We start from the raw sequence: 18552 nt of genomic DNA on the forward strand, positions 1-18552 counted from the left end.
CAATTATTAGAATTCACACCAAGGCTCTGAGCCCTAAGTATCATAGGGATTAAATTCCGTACAACATTGATGCTTAACTAATTTTTAACAAATGTCACCTAAATAATTCATCTTCCAGCCATTTTATCGCTAAATCGAGGGATTGCTCATATCCTTGAGTGATACTCTTTGCTGGAATTTTCTTTGCCTTGCCATATTCACTAAAGATTGCAACCATTTGGTTATCGCTATGGGGGCAGATCGGATCATTTTCCAAACCCATCGCCAAAATAGGCACTTTAGTTCGACGGCTGCTTAAAAACCCTTGTGCTTTAAGCGACCATGCTCCCATTTGGCCTGCGAGGCTATTAATATCAACGGTGGTTTTTCCCAAACGGGAAGCCAAAACATCCAAATACATTTTGGGCATTTTTTTCAGCTTAACCGGCGATGCTAATATATCGTGAATTGGCGCGCCTAATGTTACACAGCCTTTTATCTTATCTTGCTCTAAAAAAGACAAACGCACCATGGCATTGCCTCCAAACCTAAGCCCCAACAAGCCCACTTTAAAGTGATCAACCCAAGGAAGAGAAGGTAAATGGTTTAATACGGCTTGGTGTAAACACGACGAATCTTCGCTTAAATTCCAATGAGCACTGTGACCAACAGACGGCATGTCTACCGTTAGCATGGCGATGTTTTTCGGCGCCAAGTAATCGCGAAACAGCTTCCACATATCCGTCTGCAAGCTGTCTAAACCAGCACTCACGATCACAACTGGCTGAGGCTTGTCTGTTTGTGAAAGATGGAGGTTCGCAAGAATTTTCTTGTTTCTGTAAGGGACTTCAATTTGCTTAACGACGTATTTGGTTCTTTTTGCGCCCTCTACATACGCGCCATTCGCTAGCGTTTGCGCCTGTAAAGCCAAATTATCATTTTTTAGGTGTGGATAGCCTGCAATGCTAAAGCACAAAGCTGCGTTAAACAGTTGATCGGCTCCCTCTTCCCCTTCTATTTCGTTGCCACGTTTCTGGTGCAACATCCCCAACTTAGTCCATTCGTAAGCCCAATTGCCTGAATGGTAACCCATGACGGTATCAAGCCATTCATCATCACTTCGAGAATGCGCTGAACCAGCAATTCGCGCCAAAACGCCTTCCTGTTCTATTGGATCAATGCCCTGCCAAATCCATTGCAAACGTCTAAGGTTTCGATACCAAGCGTAACCCTCATCGCGCTTCTTCTCTTCTAGCATATCAAGACTACTTGGCATGTATTGAGTTAGCCCTGAAGTTTCTTTGGCTTGCTTGTGCTTTACAAATAGGTTTTCAGATAGGTTTTTGCTGGTTTCTTCGGTCATGAGACACTCGATCGTACTGAAATTACTTATATAGTAATAAAAAAAATGACCCATGGTAGGGTCATTTTCAAAAAATCGGATTTCAGTAGCGTGTTACTTTTTGTTGATAGGGTCAACAAATGTCACAGCCATATCCCAAGGTTGCTCGATCCACGTATCTTGTGGGATGTCGACAATGTACTCGTCAACAAGATCAACACCAGCAGGCTTCGCGCATACGGTGATTAATTTTGCTTTTGGGTACATCTGGCGAACTTTACGAGCAGTATCACCGCTGTCTGCCAAATCATCTACGATCAAGAAACCTTCACCGTCACCTTCAGGTGCTTTTAGTACAGTCATATCACGTTGATGATCGTGGTCGTAGCTTGAGATACAAATTGTATCAACGTAACGAATACCTAGCTCACGAGCCAAAATTGCAGCAGGAACCAAACCACCACGGCTAACACCGATAATGCCTTTCCACTGTTCTGCTGGCATTTGTTTTTCTGCAAGCTGACGACAATATGTCTGCATATTGTCCCAAGTGATGATAAATTTATTGCTCATAATGATTGAAACCTGTTTCGGTCAAATTAACCTGCGGTTAAGACAAATTTTAAGGTGAAAATTGCAGCCATCACCCAAACACTCGATGATACTTCACGTCCCTTGCCACTAAATAGCTTGATCGCAGCGTATGCAATAAAGCCTAACGAAATACCATCAGCGATGGAGAACGTTAAAGGCATAAGAAGACAGGTTACAACGACCGGTGCTGCTTCTGTTAGGTCTCGCCAATCAATGCTCACCAAACCAGAAAGCATCAAAATAGCGACATAAAATAGTGCACCTGTCGTCGCGTATGCTGGGATCATACCAGCTAATGGCGAGAAGAATAATGCAAGTAGGAATAAAATGCCAACTACGACCGCAGTTAAACCAGTACGACCACCCGCAGCCACACCTGAAACACTTTCAACATAAGATGTCGTATTTGATGTGCCCAGCAGTGCGCCAATCGAAGTTGCCGTCGAATCCGCTAGCAATGCTCGATTAAGACGAGGGATTTTGCCATCTTTACCGATGAAGTCCGCTTTTTGAGCAACACCAACTAACGTGCCAGCCGTATCAAATAGATCCACGAACAAGAAAGCAAAGATAACCGAAATCATACCAACTTCAAAAATCGCAGAGAAGTCTAATTGCATGAACGTCGGAGCAAGGCTTGGTGGCGTAGACATGATGCCGTGATATTGAACATCACCAAACAAAATACCTAAAGCGGTAACTGAAAGAATAGCGATCATCACCGCTCCTTTCATTCCGCGATGAACAAGTGCAATGGTTAGGAAGAAACCGACCGCAGCTAAAACAGCTGGTAGCGATGTAATTGAACCAAGAGAAACCAACGTAGCAGGGTTACCAACTACAATGCCTGCATTTTTCAAAGCGATAAGCGCAAGGAAAAGACCGATACCAGCAGAGATGCCCGTTCTTAATGACATTGGGATCGAGTTGATCAGCCACTCACGGATTTTAAAAATACTTAAAAGAACAAAGAGCAGGCCTGAAACAAATACCGCAGCCAGTGCTACCTGCCACGTATGCCCCATACCCAAAACAACGGAATAGGTAAAAAATGCATTCAAGCCCATACCTGGCGCTTGCGCAATTGGGTAGTTAGCGACAATACCCATAACAAAACAACCAATCGCCGCAGCCAAACAAGTAGCGACAAACACAGCATCACGATCCATACCCGTATCAGACAAAATCGCAGGGTTTACAAAAATGATGTAAGCCATGGTCAAAAAGGTCGTAATGCCCGCGATAATTTCAGTACGGATAGTCGTTCCGTTTTCATTTAGTTTAAAAAGCTTCTCAAGCATGATCCATTTCCTAAAAGTTAAAAACCAATCTAGGTAAGTAGTGGGTATTACTTATCTAGATTGGCGAAAAGACAATCGATTGCGTAAACGATTGGCGCGAATTATAAAGTTATCAAATGGCAATTTCTAGTAACAATTGAGCTTTTACTCGTATTTTCGGACTTAAACTGAATACGTTAACGACACGTTTTTTTATTACTCATAAAAAACCACTATTAATCAAAGATTAAAAGGCAAAAAAAATTTCACAGATAAATGCGTTATTTTTGCTATTTATTCAAGACACGTCGTTATTCTTGGTCCAAATAGTGCGGTTGAATATGAAAAATATCTCTTGATAGGCAATGACAGGCAGTTAGATGGTATTCATGTGACTTATTGAAGGGTGACACTAAGTTACAGGCAAAAAAAACGCCACTCAAAGTCTGAGTGGCGGTAGAATATTGTCAGCCAAATGGCCGTAAAAAAATTCCAATAATTGGGGTGAACATAAAGTTCAATTCACAAGTCCAGATTACTGCTTACTGCTTAGTAACCAAAACCCGTAAAATTTTTGAAGTTAACGGCGTTTGTCACACATACGTATGAAGAAGACCAGAAACTTGCAGAAGACATACCATTCATAATAATCACCTTTTTCAATCAATATAGTTAAGTTTGATTCTCGGTTCCATGGAGGCGGTATAACGGACTCATCCTTTGAGCATTTTTTCTTCGCTTTCGAAGTTGATGATTAATATACCACCAAGAAAATTAATTACAACAACTAATATGCTCAACTTCACACTTTTTATTGAAAACTGATCCAAATCAACTTTATTGTGTAACTTAATTACAGTTTCGTCATTTTTGAATTGTAATTATAGAGAAAGCGTTTGCCTCTTATGAGTAATGGACTTAAAAGCTGACAGGATGTCTATTATTTGTTACGACTTTATTGCGATTAAGAAAGAGTATCACTACTGCTCCCATGCAGTCAGTGGTATGCTGTTCGCCTCTGAAAGGAACCAATTACGCAGTATATTTGACTAACATTTATTAGTTTACACCCTGCATATTCGGCAAAATAACCAGTTAAGGAGTCATCCGTGTCTGAATTCCACTCTGAAATCAGCCAATTGTCGCCAGCACCGCTATGGCAATTCTTTGATAAAATCTGTTCTATCCCCCACCCTTCAAAACATGAAGAGGCACTTGCTCAATACATTATCTCATGGGCAAAAGAACAAGGTTTAGACGTACGCCGTGATCCTACCGGTAACGTCTTCATCAAGAAGCCAGCAACCGCAGGTATGGAAAACAAAAAAGGCGTTGTTCTTCAAGCTCATATCGATATGGTGCCACAAAAGAACGAAGACACTGACCATGACTTTGCTAAAGATCCAATTCAGCCTTTCATTGATGGTGAATGGGTAACAGCTAAAGGTACTACTCTGGGTGCAGATAACGGCATGGGCATGGCATCATGTTTAGCAGTTCTTGCTTCTAACGACATTAAGCACGGCCCGCTTGAGGTTCTTCTAACTATTGACGAAGAAGCGGGCATGACAGGCGCGTTCGGCCTAGAAGCAGGTTGGCTTGAAGGCGATATCTTGCTGAACACCGATTCAGAGCAAGAAGGCGAAGTTTACATGGGTTGCGCAGGCGGCATCGACGGCGAAATGACGTTTGATATTACTCGTGAAGCCATTCCTGCAGAGTTTGTTGTTCGTCAACTGACTCTAAAAGGCCTTAAAGGCGGTCACTCTGGTTGTGATATTCACACTGGTCGTGGCAACGCAAACAAATTAGTTGCTCGCTTTTTAGCCGGTCACGCTGCTGAGCTTGATTTACGTTTGGTTGAATTCCGTGGTGGTAGCCTACGTAACGCGATCCCTCGTGAAGCTTTTGCAACGGTTGCCGTTCCTGCTGAGAACGAAACGAAGCTGGCTGAATTGTTCCAATTCTATACTTCTTTGCTAAGTACTGAACTTGGTAAAATTGAAACGGATATTGTTTCTTTCAACGAAGTGGCAGACACAACTGAAGCCGCTTTCAATGCCGACTCTCAATCTCGTTTTATTGCAGCATTAAATGCTTGCCCTAACGGCGTGATCCGCATGAGTGACGACGTTGAAGGTGTGGTAGAAACGTCTCTGAACGTTGGCGTTATTACGACCGATTCAGATAAAGTAACCGTACTTTGCTTAATTCGTTCGTTGATTGATTCTGGCCGTAGCCAAGTAGAAGGCATGCTAACGTCTGTCGCTCAACTTGCGGGTGCAAACATTAAATTTGGTGGCGCTTACCCAGGCTGGAAACCAGATGCTGATTCCGAGATCATGGTAATTTTCCGTGATATGTATGAAGGCATCTACGGCCATAAACCAAATATCATGGTTATCCATGCTGGTCTAGAATGCGGTCTATTCAAAGAACCATACCCAGAAATGGACATGGTTTCTTTCGGCCCAACCATCAAGTTCCCTCACTCGCCAGATGAGAAAGTGAAAATTGATACGGTTGCGCTTTTCTGGGAGCAAATGGTCGCATTGCTAGAAGCGATTCCAGAGAAGAAATAAATTATAGGTTACGGGTTACGGGTTACGGGTTACGGCATTTTTGACTCTAATCCTGAACTCATCAATGACTTACCTGTTACCTGTTACCTGTTACCTGTTACCTGTTACCTAATATTAAAAAACCGCTGAAGTGAGACTTCAGCGGTTTTTTTATTGTTCATAGCGGGCGAAAATTATTCTTCGTCGTCAGACTCAAGATTACGCTCTGCCGCTCTTTGCTCAGCAGCTGCAATTTTAGCTTCTACTGCTGCTTCTCTTTCTTTGCGTTGCTCGCCTTTGCGAACATTACGTTCAGCTTGGTGTTGAACAAATTGAGCTAGCTCTTTTTCAGCCCACTCAATTGCTAGTGCTTCTGTGTCAAAACCAGTTTCACGTTTAGAGACTGTTGTGCGTCGAGCAGAAACTTGACGAATGATCTCTGCAGACCAGCCGTTACGTTTTTCTACTACTTGGAAATCAAATTTTTTGCTGTTAGCCATTTTCACATTCCTAAGAATTAATAAGGGATCGCATGGCATAACCGTTCGGTGTTGGCCTTGCGCAATTTATACCAGTCCCTTGCAAGCCGCGCATTAGAACACAAATATGTCTAAATTGCTCGTACATTTCTAAGCCTATTTTTCTTTTACATAAAAAAGAGCACTCAGTAAAAAGCCGCTGAAACATCAGCGGCTTTTGTCATTTTCTTAGCAGAACTTTAATTAACCGATGTTCTTACGCGCATTTTGGAACATACGCATCCAAGCACCATTTTCACCCCAAGTTTCTGGAGCCCAAGAGTTTGCAACCGTACGGAATACACGCTCTGGGTGAGGCATCATGATTGTGGTACGGCCATCAGTCGTTGTAAGACCTGTGATAGCGTTTGGCGAACCATTCGGGTTATTTGGGTATTGTTGAGTAGCGTTACCTTGATTATCAACGTAACGAAGTGCAACTGTACCTGAATTTTCAATCGCTGTTAGGTGCTCGTTATCACGAACTTCTACGCGGCCTTCACCGTGAGAAACTGCGATTGGCATACGAGAACCTTCCATGCCGTTGAAGAATACAGAATCTGACTTCTGTACTTCTACCAAGCTGAAACGAGCTTCAAAGCGCTCTGATTCGTTGCGTACGAATCGAGGCCAATACTCAGCACCAGGGATAAGTTCACGTAAGTTAGATAACATCTGACAACCGTTACATACACCTAGAGAGAACGTATCTTCACGCTTGAAGAATCCTTCAAATTGATTGCGAGCTTGTTCGTTAAATAGAACAGACTTCGCCCAACCTTCACCTGCACCCAATACGTCACCGTAAGAGAAGCCACCACATGCTACTAGGCCATTGTACTCTTCAAGTACAGCAGAACCTGTCAGGATGTCGCTCATGTGAATGTCTGTTGCTTCAAAACCAGCACGGTCAAAGGCTGCGGCCATTTCTACGTGAGAGTTAACACCTTGCTCACGCAAGATAGCCATTTTAGGCTTAGCGCCTTTCGCGATGTAAGGAGCTGCGATGTCTTCGTTCACATCATAGCTTAGCTTCACGTTCAGGCCTGGGTCTGAATTATCTTTCTTCGCTTCGTGTTCTTGGTCTGCACACGTAGGGTTGTCACGCATTGACTGCATCTTGTGTGTGGTTTCCGCCCAGATAGTACGTAGCTCAGTACGGTTACGCTCAACAACCACTTGGTCGCCAGACGTAATCACTAACTCATCTGAATCAACAACACTACCAACAACGTGAGAGCAAGACTCTAGGCCGTTCGCTGCCAGAGTTGAAAGTACTTCATCAAGGTCGCTGTTACGAACCTGAATAACCGCACCTAGCTCTTCATTGAACAGAGCAGCAAGTGAATCACCACCATTTTCAGATGGAGACAGTTCGGAAATGTTCGCGTTAACACCACAGTGACCAGCAAACGCCATTTCAGCCAAAGTAACGAATAGACCGCCATCGCCTTTATCGTGGTAAGCAATCACTTTGTCGTTAGCGACTAGCGCCTGAACACCTTCGTAGAAACCTTTCAATTGCTCTGCGTTGTCTACGTCTGCTGGTTTATCACCAAGCTGCTTGTAAACTTGAGCAAGTGCGGTTGCACCCATGCGGTTTTTGCCGTTACCAAGGTCGATAAGAACTAAGCTTGAATCTCCTTTGTCTGTACGAAGTTGAGGAGTGATCGTCTTACGAACATCTTCAACACGCGCAAACGCGGTAATAACAAGAGAAAGCGGAGAAGTCACTTCTTTCTGCTCGCCATCTTGTTCCCACTTGGTCTTCATAGACATTGAGTCTTTACCTACCGGAATAGTAAGACCTAGAGCAGGACAAAGCTCTTCGCCGACAGCTTTCACCGCTTCGTAAAGACCTGCGTCTTCACCTGGGTGACCCGCTGGAGACATCCAGTTAGCCGACAGTTTAATGTGTTTAATGTCACCGATATTTGTTGCTGCGATATTTGTGATCGCTTCACCCACCGCGAGGCGAGCCGATGCGCCAAAGTCTAATAGTGCAACTGGCGTACGCTCACCCAGAGACATTGCTTCACCGTGGTATGTGTCGTAGCTTGCTGCCGTTACAGCACAGTTAGCAACCGGAACCTGCCAAGGGCCAACCATTTGGTCACGAGCAACAAGACCAGTAACAGAGCGGTCACCAATGGTGATAAGGAACGTTTTCTCTGCAACGGTCGGTAAACGAAGAACACGGTCAATCGCATCGTTCATTTCAATGCCACTGCGGTCAATCGCTGGGTTATTCGCTTTCAACGTTTTCGCATCACGGTGCATCTTCGGCGTTTTGCCTAAAAGAATATCCATTGGCATGTCGATAGGCGTATTGTCGAAATGTGAATCTTCTAACTTAAGATTACGTTCTTCTGTTGCCTTACCAACCACTGCGTATGGTGCGCGCTCACGCTTACAAATCGCGTCGAATGCTGGCATGTCTTTATCGGCAATCGCCATTACGTAACGTTCTTGAGATTCGTTACACCAAATTTCAAGTGGGCTCATGCCCGGCTCATCATTTGGTACGTCACGTAGGTTGAAGATACCGCCACGCTCGCCGTCATCGACAAGCTCTGGTAATGCGTTAGAGATACCACCCGCGCCCACATCGTGGATAAATGCGATTGGGTTATCGTCACCTAGCTGCCAACAACGGTCGATCACTTCCTGACAACGACGCTCCATTTCTGGGTTTTCACGCTGTACAGAAGCAAAATCTAGATCTTCAGAAGAAGAACCAGAATCCATTGAAGAAGCGGCACCGCCACCAAGGCCTATGTTCATTGCTGGACCACCAAGAACAACTAAGCTTGCGCCTACTGGGATCTCTTTCTTCTGAACATGATCATCACGGATATTACCCAGGCCACCAGCCAGCATGATTGGCTTATGGTAACCACGTACTTCTTCACCGTTGTGCGAGTTAACTTTTTCTTCGTAAGTACGGAAGTAACCTAATAGGTTTGGACGGCCAAACTCGTTATTGAATGCTGCACCACCTAGCGGGCCTTCGAGCATAATATCAAGGGCAGTCACGATACGGCTTGGCTTACCAAAATCCGTTTCCCATGGCTGTACGAAGTTAGGGATTTTAAGGTTAGATACCGAGAAACCCACCAAACCTGCTTTTGGTTTGCCACCAATACCAGTTGCACCTTCATCACGAATTTCACCGCCTGAACCTGTAGAAGCGCCCGGCCAAGGAGAAATTGCCGTTGGGTGGTTGTGCGTTTCTACTTTCATCAAGATGTGTGTTTTTTCTTGGTGATAGTTGTATTCACGCGTTTTCGGGTCTGGGAAGAAACGGCCAACAGTTGAACCTGTCATTACCGCTGCGTTATCTTTGTATGCTGATAACACATGTTCTGGCGTCGTTTCGAACGTGTTTTTGATCATCTTAAACAGAGACTTCTCTTGTTTAACACCATCAATCGTCCAATCAGCGTTGAAGATCTTGTGACGACAATGCTCTGAGTTAGCTTGAGCAAACATCATAAGTTCAATATCTGTTGGGTTACGACCCAACTTGTTTACAAAGCTATCAACTAAGTAATCAATTTCATCTTCAGCAAGTGCCAAACCTAAAGTTACGTTTGCTTTCTCTAGCGCCTTACGGCCGCCAGTAAGCAGGTCGACGTCTGCAACCGGTGCTGGCTCAGCAACGGCGAACAATGCATTGGCTTGGTTCTCATCATTGAAAACAACTTCCATCATGCGATCGTGTAGAACAGCTTTGAGTTCAACGATTTGAAGTTCCGTTAGCGCTTGTTCAGTTTCAACATAAAATGCCGTACCGCGTTCTAGACGTTTCACTTTATCTAGACCACAATTATTAGCAATATCAGTTGATTTTGAAGACCACGGAGAAATCGTGCCAGGACGAGGCGTCACAAGAAGTAAAAGACCTTCAGGCTCGTGCTCTTGGATGGTTGGTCCGTAAGTCAGTAGCTTTTCAAGCTTCTCAACTTCAGACGCATCTAAGTCAGCCGACACGTCAGCAAAATGCATAAACTCAGCATAAATACCAGATACAGGTAGGCTTAATTCACGACAAAGCTCGATAAGCTTGTTAACTCGAAACTCAGATAGAGCTGGGGAGCCACGCATAATTTTCATGTGCTTAGGTCTCTTTTGCAATTGATTAAGGTGATATTGGAATAAATTCAATTAGTTAGGATTAACACCCAAACTTATGCCAATTTCTCCTCTACGTTTGCGGGCGTATTATAGATTAATTTTTTTGTGACGTAACCATCAAAAGCAACCGTTTGCGTCTTTTTTTTGCTTTCTATTGAAAATACGCCTTTTTTAAGCGGCTTTTCACTGTTTTATTTAATGGTGCTATGCCACCGATTACGGCTTTGGTATAAAGAAGCCTCTGATTTAGTATGAGTATTTAGAATTGAAGACAAAAGCCCCGATTTCTTGGCTATTCTCCCTTACTTTTTGGCTAGCGGTTGCCGCTGGACTGTCTGGTTGTCAGATCGAGTCTGATCCCAAAAGTGAGCTAGACCAAATCCGTGAACGCGGCACACTGCGCGTGGGTACGCTTAACAATCAACTTTCCTATTACATCGGCCCAGATGGCCCTACTGGTCTGGATTACGAGCTCGCGACTCGCTTTGCTAAAAGCCTAGATGTAAAACTTGAAATGAAACCTGCCTATCGCCTAGCTGAGTTATTTCCTGCGCTAGAGAGGGGCGAAATAGACATGATTGCTGCTGGATTAAGCCACACCCCTCAGCGCCTAACGCAATTTCGAGCAGGCCCAACTTACTACTACGTAAGCCAACAAGTTGTATACAAGAAAGGCCAATGGCGCCCTCGTAACCTAAACCAACTGGTCGAGAGGCAAATTCCTTTAGTGGTAGTCAAAGGCTCACACTTCGAAAATAGCCTTGCGAAAATGCAGCAAGACGAGCCCGGTATCATTTTTCGTACCGACGATAATTCCGACGTCAATGATCTTATGCTAAAGGTCTCTAAAGGAGAGTTACCCCTCACCATGGCTGACTCTGTCGAGCTTTCACTGGCTCAACGTATTTATCCCTCTTTAGCCGTCGCTTTTGAAGTTACCGAAGATCAGCCTATTTCTTGGTTTATGCGCCGCTCTGATGACGAAGGCCTTTATGCCCTTTTGATCGAGTTTTTTGGCAATCTAAAGCAGTCTGGCAAGCTTGCTAAGTTGGAAGAGAAATACTTTGGCCATGTTGAAAGCTTTGACTTCGTGGACACACGTGCTTTCATTCGTGCGCTTGATAAGACGTTGCCAAAATGGGAACCGCTATTTAAAAAATACGCCAAAGATTTTGATTGGCGTTTAATTGCGGCACTGGCATATCAAGAGTCTCACTGGAACCCTGTCGCTAAATCGCCAACAGGTGTACGTGGCATGATGATGCTTACGTTGCCTACTGCCAAAATTGTTGGCGTGACGAATAGACTCGATCCTGAGCAATCGGTTCGAGGTGGCGCAGAATACCTACGCCGAATCGTGGCCCGAGTGCCCGACTCTATCTCTGAGCATGAAAAAATTTGGTTTGCGCTCGCATCATACAATGTCGGTTATGGCCATATGATGGATGCAAGACGCCTAACAAAAGCTCAAGGTGCAGACCCAGATTCTTGGGCTGATGTGAAAGACAGACTGCCGCTTCTGAAAAAGAAAAAGTACTACAGTACGACTCGTTATGGTTACGCGCGTGGCGATGAAGCTCGGAATTATGTTGAAAACATTCGCCGTTATTACCAGTCAATCATTGGCCATATCGATAAAAAGCGCATTATTGATCAGCAGATATCAATGGATGATCTTCAAGTGATCGATATCCCTATCTCTGCCGCCAGTGCAGCTGCTTCGCCTGATGCTGAGACATCCAGTGCCGAGGCTGCAAAACCAAGTAAATAGTCCACTCTAATAACACGAGTTTTAAGCTTAAATTAGACATGCCACCTTTAAATAGGTGGCATGCCTCACACTTCCACAATATGTGCCATGCATCACCTCTTGCAAAGTAACCAGTAAAGCCATACATTAAATTTGTGACCAAAAACGTTATGTCACATGATGCCCATTTGACTCACTAAAATTGAATTAAAAAAGCATCATCACTTCTAAGATGAATTCATAGAACGGTAACAAATACCGCCTATAACTAAGGTTCACTTTCAAGTGAAAGAAGGCTTGGCATTAAGCTTATACTTGTACAATTTCAGGTATCAATTAGAACGTTAGTTACACTCTACAATTGGAGCAGGAGAAGCTCAGAGGTAATTAATTGTTCAAAGTTTAAGGCCAGTTAGTTAACTAGATAACACCTGACTGTAGGCCCCAACTCAGAGGCTTAGCTTTTAAGGTGATAATGATAAGGGGAATTTTATGTTCTCTAAGAAAAGGTCGGCAAACCGACTAAAACAACAATCAGTATCTTCTAATCGTCGTAAGCGCATGCTATCAAATAACAAAAAGAAAGTTATTTGGCGTTCTCGTGGCTTTGCAATGACTCTAGAAGAGTAACAACCCAATTGGCAAACGCCGCCCGGTGTTTGCCTTTATAATCTTTCATCTGAAAAATCTCTAGGCTTCAAACTTCGCAATTTCAAACACCTGCCCCTCTATCGCTCAGTAAATGTTTCCCGTTACATGACGTTCACACAGAACGGTTATTTTGATCCAATTCCAACTTACTCGCTTGTTTCAGCGCTTTCTTTTCTTTCCGACGTCTTTTAAAAAATGCCTGTAGCTGCTCTCGGCATGCTTGCTCACACAATCCAGATTCAACTTCGGCATAATGATAAGACGCTTGGCTTTCAAATAAATTGAGTACACTGCCCGCAGCCCCCGCTTTTGGATCGCTAGCACCATAAACGACTCTTTTAACTCGGCTATGTAATAAAGCCCCTGCACACATTGGGCAAGGTTCTAACGTCACGTACAAAGTGGTATCCAATAAACGATAGTTTTGCAGTACCTGCCCTGCTTTTCTCAATACCTGCATTTCAGCGTGCGCGCTCGCATCGTGAGTAGATATAGACTGGTTCCACCCTTCCGCAATAATTTGATCGTCTTTCACCAATAATGCACCAATGGGAACTTCACCTTCAGACTCTGCGTGTTCGGCCAGCTCCATTGCTCGGCGCATGTAAGCTTCATCTTGGGCACTAAAACTTGGTAAAGGTTGCTCACTCACGGCTTTATCTCATCGAATTTGGTTTAAGTCGGATTATAGCAATCTCGTTATTCACTTGCATTGAGTTCTGCAGCCTTGCGGCTTTCACAAGGCGTCGGACAGGTAATCCACTAAGCTTCTTACCTTAGCAGTTAAAAATCGATTATGTGGGTACAGCGCCCAAATCCCTTCTTGCTCATCTTTATATTGGGTCAGCAATTCTACTAGTTCACCGTTCGCTAGGTGCTCTTCAAGATAATAATTTGGCAACTGCACAATACCTAGCCCTTGCAATGCTGACTCTACCAACGCCTTGCCACTATTGCATTGCATTCGGCCTTGGACTTTTAACTGTCGCTTCTCACCATTTTCGATAAAGCGCCAATAGGCATTGCTACCCTGCAAACATTGATGATGATTAAGCTCTAACAAGGAATGCGGCTCACCGTAACGTTGCAAATACTCAGGGCTGGCACACACGTGCATTTGCCTAGACGACAAGCGTTTCGCTATCGCACTGGAATCATCAAGGTTACCCAACCGAATAGCCAGGTCAAAGCCGTGTTCCAACAGATCCAACTTTCTGTTCGACAGCACCACTTCCAAACTAACGTCTGGATGTTGCAGTAGAAACTGATTCAAATGCCGTGTCAGTTTTTGTTCCCCATACGTTACTGGCGCGGTAATTTTAATTTTACCACTTAGGCTTGTTCGAAGATCCGTAACGGCTCTTTCTGCGGCGTCTAAGCCATCGACCAAATGCCGGCAATGCTGATAATAGGTTTGCCCAACTTCCGTTAATGTCACCTTACGGGTTGTTCTGTTAAGCAACTTACTCGATAAACGCTGCTCCAAACGACCCACTTTACGGCTCACCTGAGCGACAGAGGTTGAAAGACGATTTGCGGCTTCAGTAAAGCTAGCTACTTCGGCCACTGCAACAAATTCAATCACCCCTTCCCACTTATCCATTATTGCCCTCACACATCAAAAACATTCACCGTCATTACTATTATTACATATATGTAATAGTTATTTTCTATTTAGTTGGATTATCAAATCTGAAAAAAGTACTAAACTTCATCCTATATTGAGTCACCCAGTTATTCGTAAACAACTGACGGCTCACTTGGCACTCCAGTAAATTTACTGAATGGGTAGCCAATCATTCTATTCACATTAGGAATTAAGGCATCAATATGACTGACCAATTTATCAAATCACGTGCGGCCATTGCTTGGGGTCCAAACCAACCTTTATCAGTGGAAGAAGTGGATGTCATGCTGCCAAGAGCAGGTGAAGTGTTAGTTAAAATCGTTGCGACGGGTGTTTGCCATACCGATGCATTCACGCTGTCTGGCGAAGATCCTGAAGGCATTTTCCCTTCAATTCTAGGCCATGAAGGCGGTGGTATTGTGGAAATGATCGGCGAAGGCGTAACCAGTGTTTCTGTCGGCGACCATGTTATTCCTCTTTATACAGCAGAATGTGGCGAATGTAAGTTCTGTAAATCAGGCAAAACGAACCTTTGCCAAGCGGTTCGTGAAACACAAGGCAAAGGCTTGATGCCCGATGGCACCACTCGTTTTTACAAAGACGGCCAGCCTATCTACCACTATATGGGTTGCTCTACTTTCTCTGAGTACACAGTATTACCTGAAATATCGCTGGCGAAAGTAAACAAAGAAGCACCCCTTGAAGAAATTTGCCTATTGGGTTGTGGCGTAACAACCGGTATGGGCGCTGTACTTAATACGGCGAAAGTACAAAAAGGCGACACTGTTGCTATCTTCGGCTTAGGCGGTATCGGTCTGTCTGCGATTATTGGTGCTCAAATGGCGGGCGCAAGCCGCATCATTGGTGTGGATATCAATGAAAGCAAATACGAACTAGCGACGAAGCTTGGTGCGACAGATTGCATTAACCCTAAAAACTTCGATAAACCAATCCAAGACGTTATTGTCGAAATGACCGATGGCGGGGTGGATTTCTCGTTCGAGTGTATTGGCAACGTTGACGTCATGCGAAGCGCACTAGAATGTTGCCATAAAGGTTGGGGCGAATCGGTGATTATTGGTGTTGCTGGTGCCGGCCAAGAAATTTCAACCCGACCATTCCAACTGGTAACGGGTCGAGTATGGCGTGGTAGTGCTTTTGGTGGTGTTAAAGGCCGCTCTGAATTACCAGAAATCGTAAACCGTTACATGGCAGGTGAGTTTGGTCTACAAGAATTCATCACACACACAATGCCACTGGAAACCATTAATGAATCTTTCGACCTAATGCACAAAGGTGAAAGTATTCGAACTGTTATTCATTTCGACAAGTAATCGTCGTTTAACATAGCGGCACACCTGAACGTTCCCATTTAATGCTCAACAGCGTTAAATGGGAATTCAACGTAATATTTAAGCGGCAGGTACAAATGACCATTACCAATATTAGCCAAACCAAAGCCTTTGGCGGTTGGCATAAACAATATAGCCACACAGCTCAGTCTCTCAATTGTGATATGCGATTTGCGATTTACCTTCCGCCCAACGCCAGTAGTGACACCCCTGTTCCCGTACTTTATTGGTTGTCAGGATTGACCTGCACTGATGAAAATTTCATGCAAAAGTCCGGCGCTTTTAAAGCGGCAGCAGAGCTAGGTATTGCTATTGTCGCGCCAGATACTAGCCCTCGAGGTGAAGGGGTTGCCGACGACCCAGACGGCAGCTACGATTTAGGGCTTGGCGCTGGATTTTATGTCAATGCGACACAAAAGCCTTGGAGTGATCATTATCAGATGTACAGCTATGTGGTTGATGAGCTACCGAAGCTAATCGAAGCCCATTTCCCGGTAAGCAATGTACGATCGATTGCGGGGCACAGCATGGGTGGTCATGGTGCACTGACTATAGGTCTAAGAAATTCAGACCACTATCGATCTATTTCTGCATTCAGCCCAATTGTTCACCCAACGCATGTGCCTTGGGGACAAAAAGCGTTTCAAAACTACCTTGGCTCAAACCAAGAAACATGGAAGCAATATGATAGTTGTGAGCTTATCAAGTCATCACGCACCAACTTGCCGATCCTAATCGATCAAGGTGACAGAGATAACTTTTTGCTCGACCAACTTAAACCACAATTTATTGTTGATGCGGCTAAGCAATCAGGTAGTGATATCACCTTAAGAATGCAACCTGGTTACGATCATAGTTACTTTTTCATCAGCAGTTTCATTGAAGAGCACTTACGTTTTCATCATCAACATCTGAACGATTAATCCTACGGCTTATTTTTTAGATGGATCTTTCCGTGCATACAAAAAAACCTCGCATCACTGCGAGGTTTTTTAGGTTAAAGCTTCACGCTACATAGTGTATGTGTACGGAGCTTGGATGCCTAGTGGAATACCTAGAGCCCAGTAACCTAGTAGGAAGATGGTCCAACCGATTAACATAGCAATCGAGAATGGCATCATTAATGAAGCAAGCGTACCAATACCCGTCGACTTCACGTAGCGCTGACAGTAAACAACAACCAGAGGGAAGAACACCATTAGTGGTGAAATGATGTTAGAGACAGAATCACCGACACGGTAAGCTGCCTGAGATAGCTCAGGAGAAATGCCGACAGCCATTAACATAGGCACTAGGATTGGACCAATCAATGCCCATTTAGCCGATGCAGAGCCAACCAACAGGTTAACGCAAGCAGTAAGTAGAATCATACCGACAACCGTTGCTTGACCTGGAAGATCCATCGCCTTCAAACCTTCAGCGCCGTACAGAGCAAGCATAGTGCCAATGTTAGATTGAGCGAATGCTGATAGGAACTGAGCACAGAAGAACGACATTACAATGTATGCGCCCATCGTTGCCATTGTTTCAGACATTGCTTTAATGATGTCATTGCTGTTTTTGAACGTACCCGCAACTCGGCCATAGACGATGCCCGGGATAATGAACAAAATGAAGATCAGCGGAACAATCGACTTCATAACAGGCGCGCTGAACGACGTTAATTCACCCTCTGGCGAACGAAGTGCTGACGTTTCAGGCATCAGTGCTGCAATCAATAAACCAATACCCGCAACCATTGCCCAACCCGCATAACGGAATGCTTTTGATTCAATTGCGGTGAACGTACCAAGATCCGGTGCTACTTCAGCATCTTCATCAACTGGCGTTTTCGCTAAACGCGGTTCAATGATTTTCTCTGTTACGTACCAACCAATACCAACAATCAAAATTGAAGATAAACCGGTAAAGAAAATATTTGCTAACGGGTTAATAACGTAAGTCGGGTCAAGTACTTGAGCAGCCGTTTGAGTAAAGCCAGCTAGAAGTGGATCAATACCTGACGGGATGAAGTTAGCAGAGAAACCACCAGAAACACCCGCAAATGCTGCAGCAATACCCGCTAATGGGTGACGACCCGCCGCGTGGAATATGATACCACCTAGTGGAATAACCAATACGTAGCCGGCATCCGCTGCGGTATGCGATACGATCGCTACTAAAATCAGCATCGGCGTTAGCAGTTTTGCTGGTGTGAAGTTAAGCATCTTCTTAAGGCCAGTTGTGATGAAGCCTGATGAGTCAGCAACACCAACACCTAACATAGCAACCAGAACAATACCTAAAGGAGCAAAACTGGTAAACGTTGTCACCATATTCGCGAGGAAACTCGCAAGCGCTTCACCTGTTAGCAGGTTCTGAACAATAAGAGCTTCGCCAGTACGAGGGTTGATCAGATCAAAAGAAACATTAGAAAGTAATGCTGATGCAACCCAAACTATGACAAGTGCCCAAAAAAACAAGATTGCAGGATCGGGTATTTTATTACCCGCTCGTTCTATACCGTTTAAAAACCTGTCCATCATTGACAGCTTTTCACTTTGTGCTTGCTTTACAGCTTCGTTACTCATTAGTAACCTCATTTTCGATGTTGTAATGTAAGAGCAGGTTTATATTTTTCTTATTGCTCAATTCGTCAATGACATATTCTAATTAATACCGATCAGAAAAGCACAAAAAACCATCCAAATATCCAATACCAGTCAAAAGTTTTTTCTTTGTTCATAATTTAGCAACAACATAAAAACAACAATTTAACTAG

The 18552-nt window shown here is 44.1% G+C and carries 13 protein-coding genes; 5 read left to right on the top strand and 8 right to left on the bottom strand.

The window, feature by feature from the left end; translation table 11 throughout:
* Positions 1-94: 94 nt before the first annotated feature.
* From frsA to QWZ04_RS06885, 3 genes are all read right to left on the bottom strand, one after another.
* Positions 95-1342, bottom strand: a complete 1248-nt coding sequence (gene frsA, locus QWZ04_RS06875; RefSeq protein WP_290326334.1) for an esterase FrsA — start codon at positions 1340-1342, stop codon at positions 95-97.
* A 93-nt stretch (positions 1343-1435) separates the two neighbouring features.
* The gene (gpt, locus tag QWZ04_RS06880; RefSeq protein WP_290326336.1) at positions 1436-1894 is read right to left on the bottom strand and encodes a xanthine phosphoribosyltransferase; all 459 of its coding nucleotides are present in this window, start codon (positions 1892-1894) and stop codon (positions 1436-1438) included.
* Positions 1895-1920: 26 nt separating this feature from the next.
* Entirely contained in the window at positions 1921-3216 is a 1296-nt protein-coding gene (locus tag QWZ04_RS06885; RefSeq protein WP_290326338.1) for an NCS2 family permease, read from the bottom strand.
* A 1088-nt stretch (positions 3217-4304) separates the two neighbouring features.
* Here QWZ04_RS06885 and QWZ04_RS06890 point away from each other — a divergent pair.
* Positions 4305-5777: an aminoacyl-histidine dipeptidase gene (locus QWZ04_RS06890; RefSeq protein ID WP_290326340.1), complete on the top strand. Its 1473-nt coding sequence runs from the start codon at positions 4305-4307 to the stop codon at positions 5775-5777.
* 173 nt (positions 5778-5950) lie between these two features.
* Here QWZ04_RS06890 and QWZ04_RS06895 read toward each other — a convergent pair whose 3' ends face one another.
* Together QWZ04_RS06895 and purL are read right to left on the bottom strand one after the other, a co-directional pair.
* The gene (locus QWZ04_RS06895) at positions 5951-6256 is read right to left on the bottom strand and encodes a DUF3622 domain-containing protein (RefSeq protein ID WP_290326342.1); all 306 of its coding nucleotides are present in this window, start codon (positions 6254-6256) and stop codon (positions 5951-5953) included.
* Positions 6257-6478: 222 nt separating this feature from the next.
* Positions 6479-10390, bottom strand: coding sequence for a phosphoribosylformylglycinamidine synthase (gene purL, locus QWZ04_RS06900; RefSeq protein ID WP_290326344.1), 3912 nt, complete (start codon positions 10388-10390; stop codon positions 6479-6481).
* A gap of 304 nt (positions 10391-10694) precedes the next feature.
* Between purL and mltF the strand changes: the two genes are divergently transcribed.
* Entirely contained in the window at positions 10695-12182 is a 1488-nt protein-coding gene (gene mltF, locus QWZ04_RS06905) for a membrane-bound lytic murein transglycosylase MltF (protein WP_290326519.1), read from the top strand.
* 471 nt (positions 12183-12653) lie between these two features.
* Positions 12654-12791 (top strand): hypothetical protein, encoded by a 138-nt coding sequence (locus QWZ04_RS06910; protein WP_290326346.1) that lies wholly within the window; start codon positions 12654-12656, stop codon positions 12789-12791.
* A 133-nt stretch (positions 12792-12924) separates the two neighbouring features.
* Here the strand turns inward: QWZ04_RS06910 and tadA are convergent, their stop codons facing one another.
* Positions 12925-13464 carry a tRNA adenosine(34) deaminase TadA gene (gene tadA / locus QWZ04_RS06915; protein ID WP_290326348.1) on the bottom strand — a complete coding sequence of 180 codons (540 nt, stop codon included), beginning with the start codon at positions 13462-13464 and terminating at the stop codon, positions 12925-12927.
* Between the two features lie 84 nt (positions 13465-13548).
* The gene (locus tag QWZ04_RS06920) at positions 13549-14415 is read right to left on the bottom strand and encodes a LysR substrate-binding domain-containing protein (protein ID WP_290326351.1); all 867 of its coding nucleotides are present in this window, start codon (positions 14413-14415) and stop codon (positions 13549-13551) included.
* Positions 14416-14642: 227 nt separating this feature from the next.
* Here QWZ04_RS06920 and QWZ04_RS06925 point away from each other — a divergent pair, with 227 nt between their 5' ends.
* Together QWZ04_RS06925 and fghA are read left to right on the top strand one after the other, a co-directional pair.
* On the top strand, positions 14643-15773 hold the full coding sequence (locus QWZ04_RS06925) for an S-(hydroxymethyl)glutathione dehydrogenase/class III alcohol dehydrogenase (protein ID WP_290326353.1): 1131 nt from the start codon (positions 14643-14645) through the stop codon (positions 15771-15773).
* Positions 15774-15868: 95 nt separating this feature from the next.
* Positions 15869-16714 carry an S-formylglutathione hydrolase gene (fghA, locus tag QWZ04_RS06930; protein ID WP_290326355.1) on the top strand — a complete coding sequence of 282 codons (846 nt, stop codon included), beginning with the start codon at positions 15869-15871 and terminating at the stop codon, positions 16712-16714.
* 87 nt (positions 16715-16801) lie between these two features.
* Here fghA and QWZ04_RS06935 read toward each other — a convergent pair whose 3' ends face one another.
* Entirely contained in the window at positions 16802-18361 is a 1560-nt protein-coding gene (locus QWZ04_RS06935; protein WP_290326357.1) for an AbgT family transporter, read from the bottom strand.
* Between the last annotated feature and the right edge of the window lie 191 nt (positions 18362-18552).

This window comes from Vibrio tapetis subsp. quintayensis (assembly GCF_030409945.1).
In the GTDB taxonomy this organism is placed as follows: domain Bacteria; phylum Pseudomonadota; class Gammaproteobacteria; order Enterobacterales; family Vibrionaceae; genus Vibrio; species Vibrio quintayensis.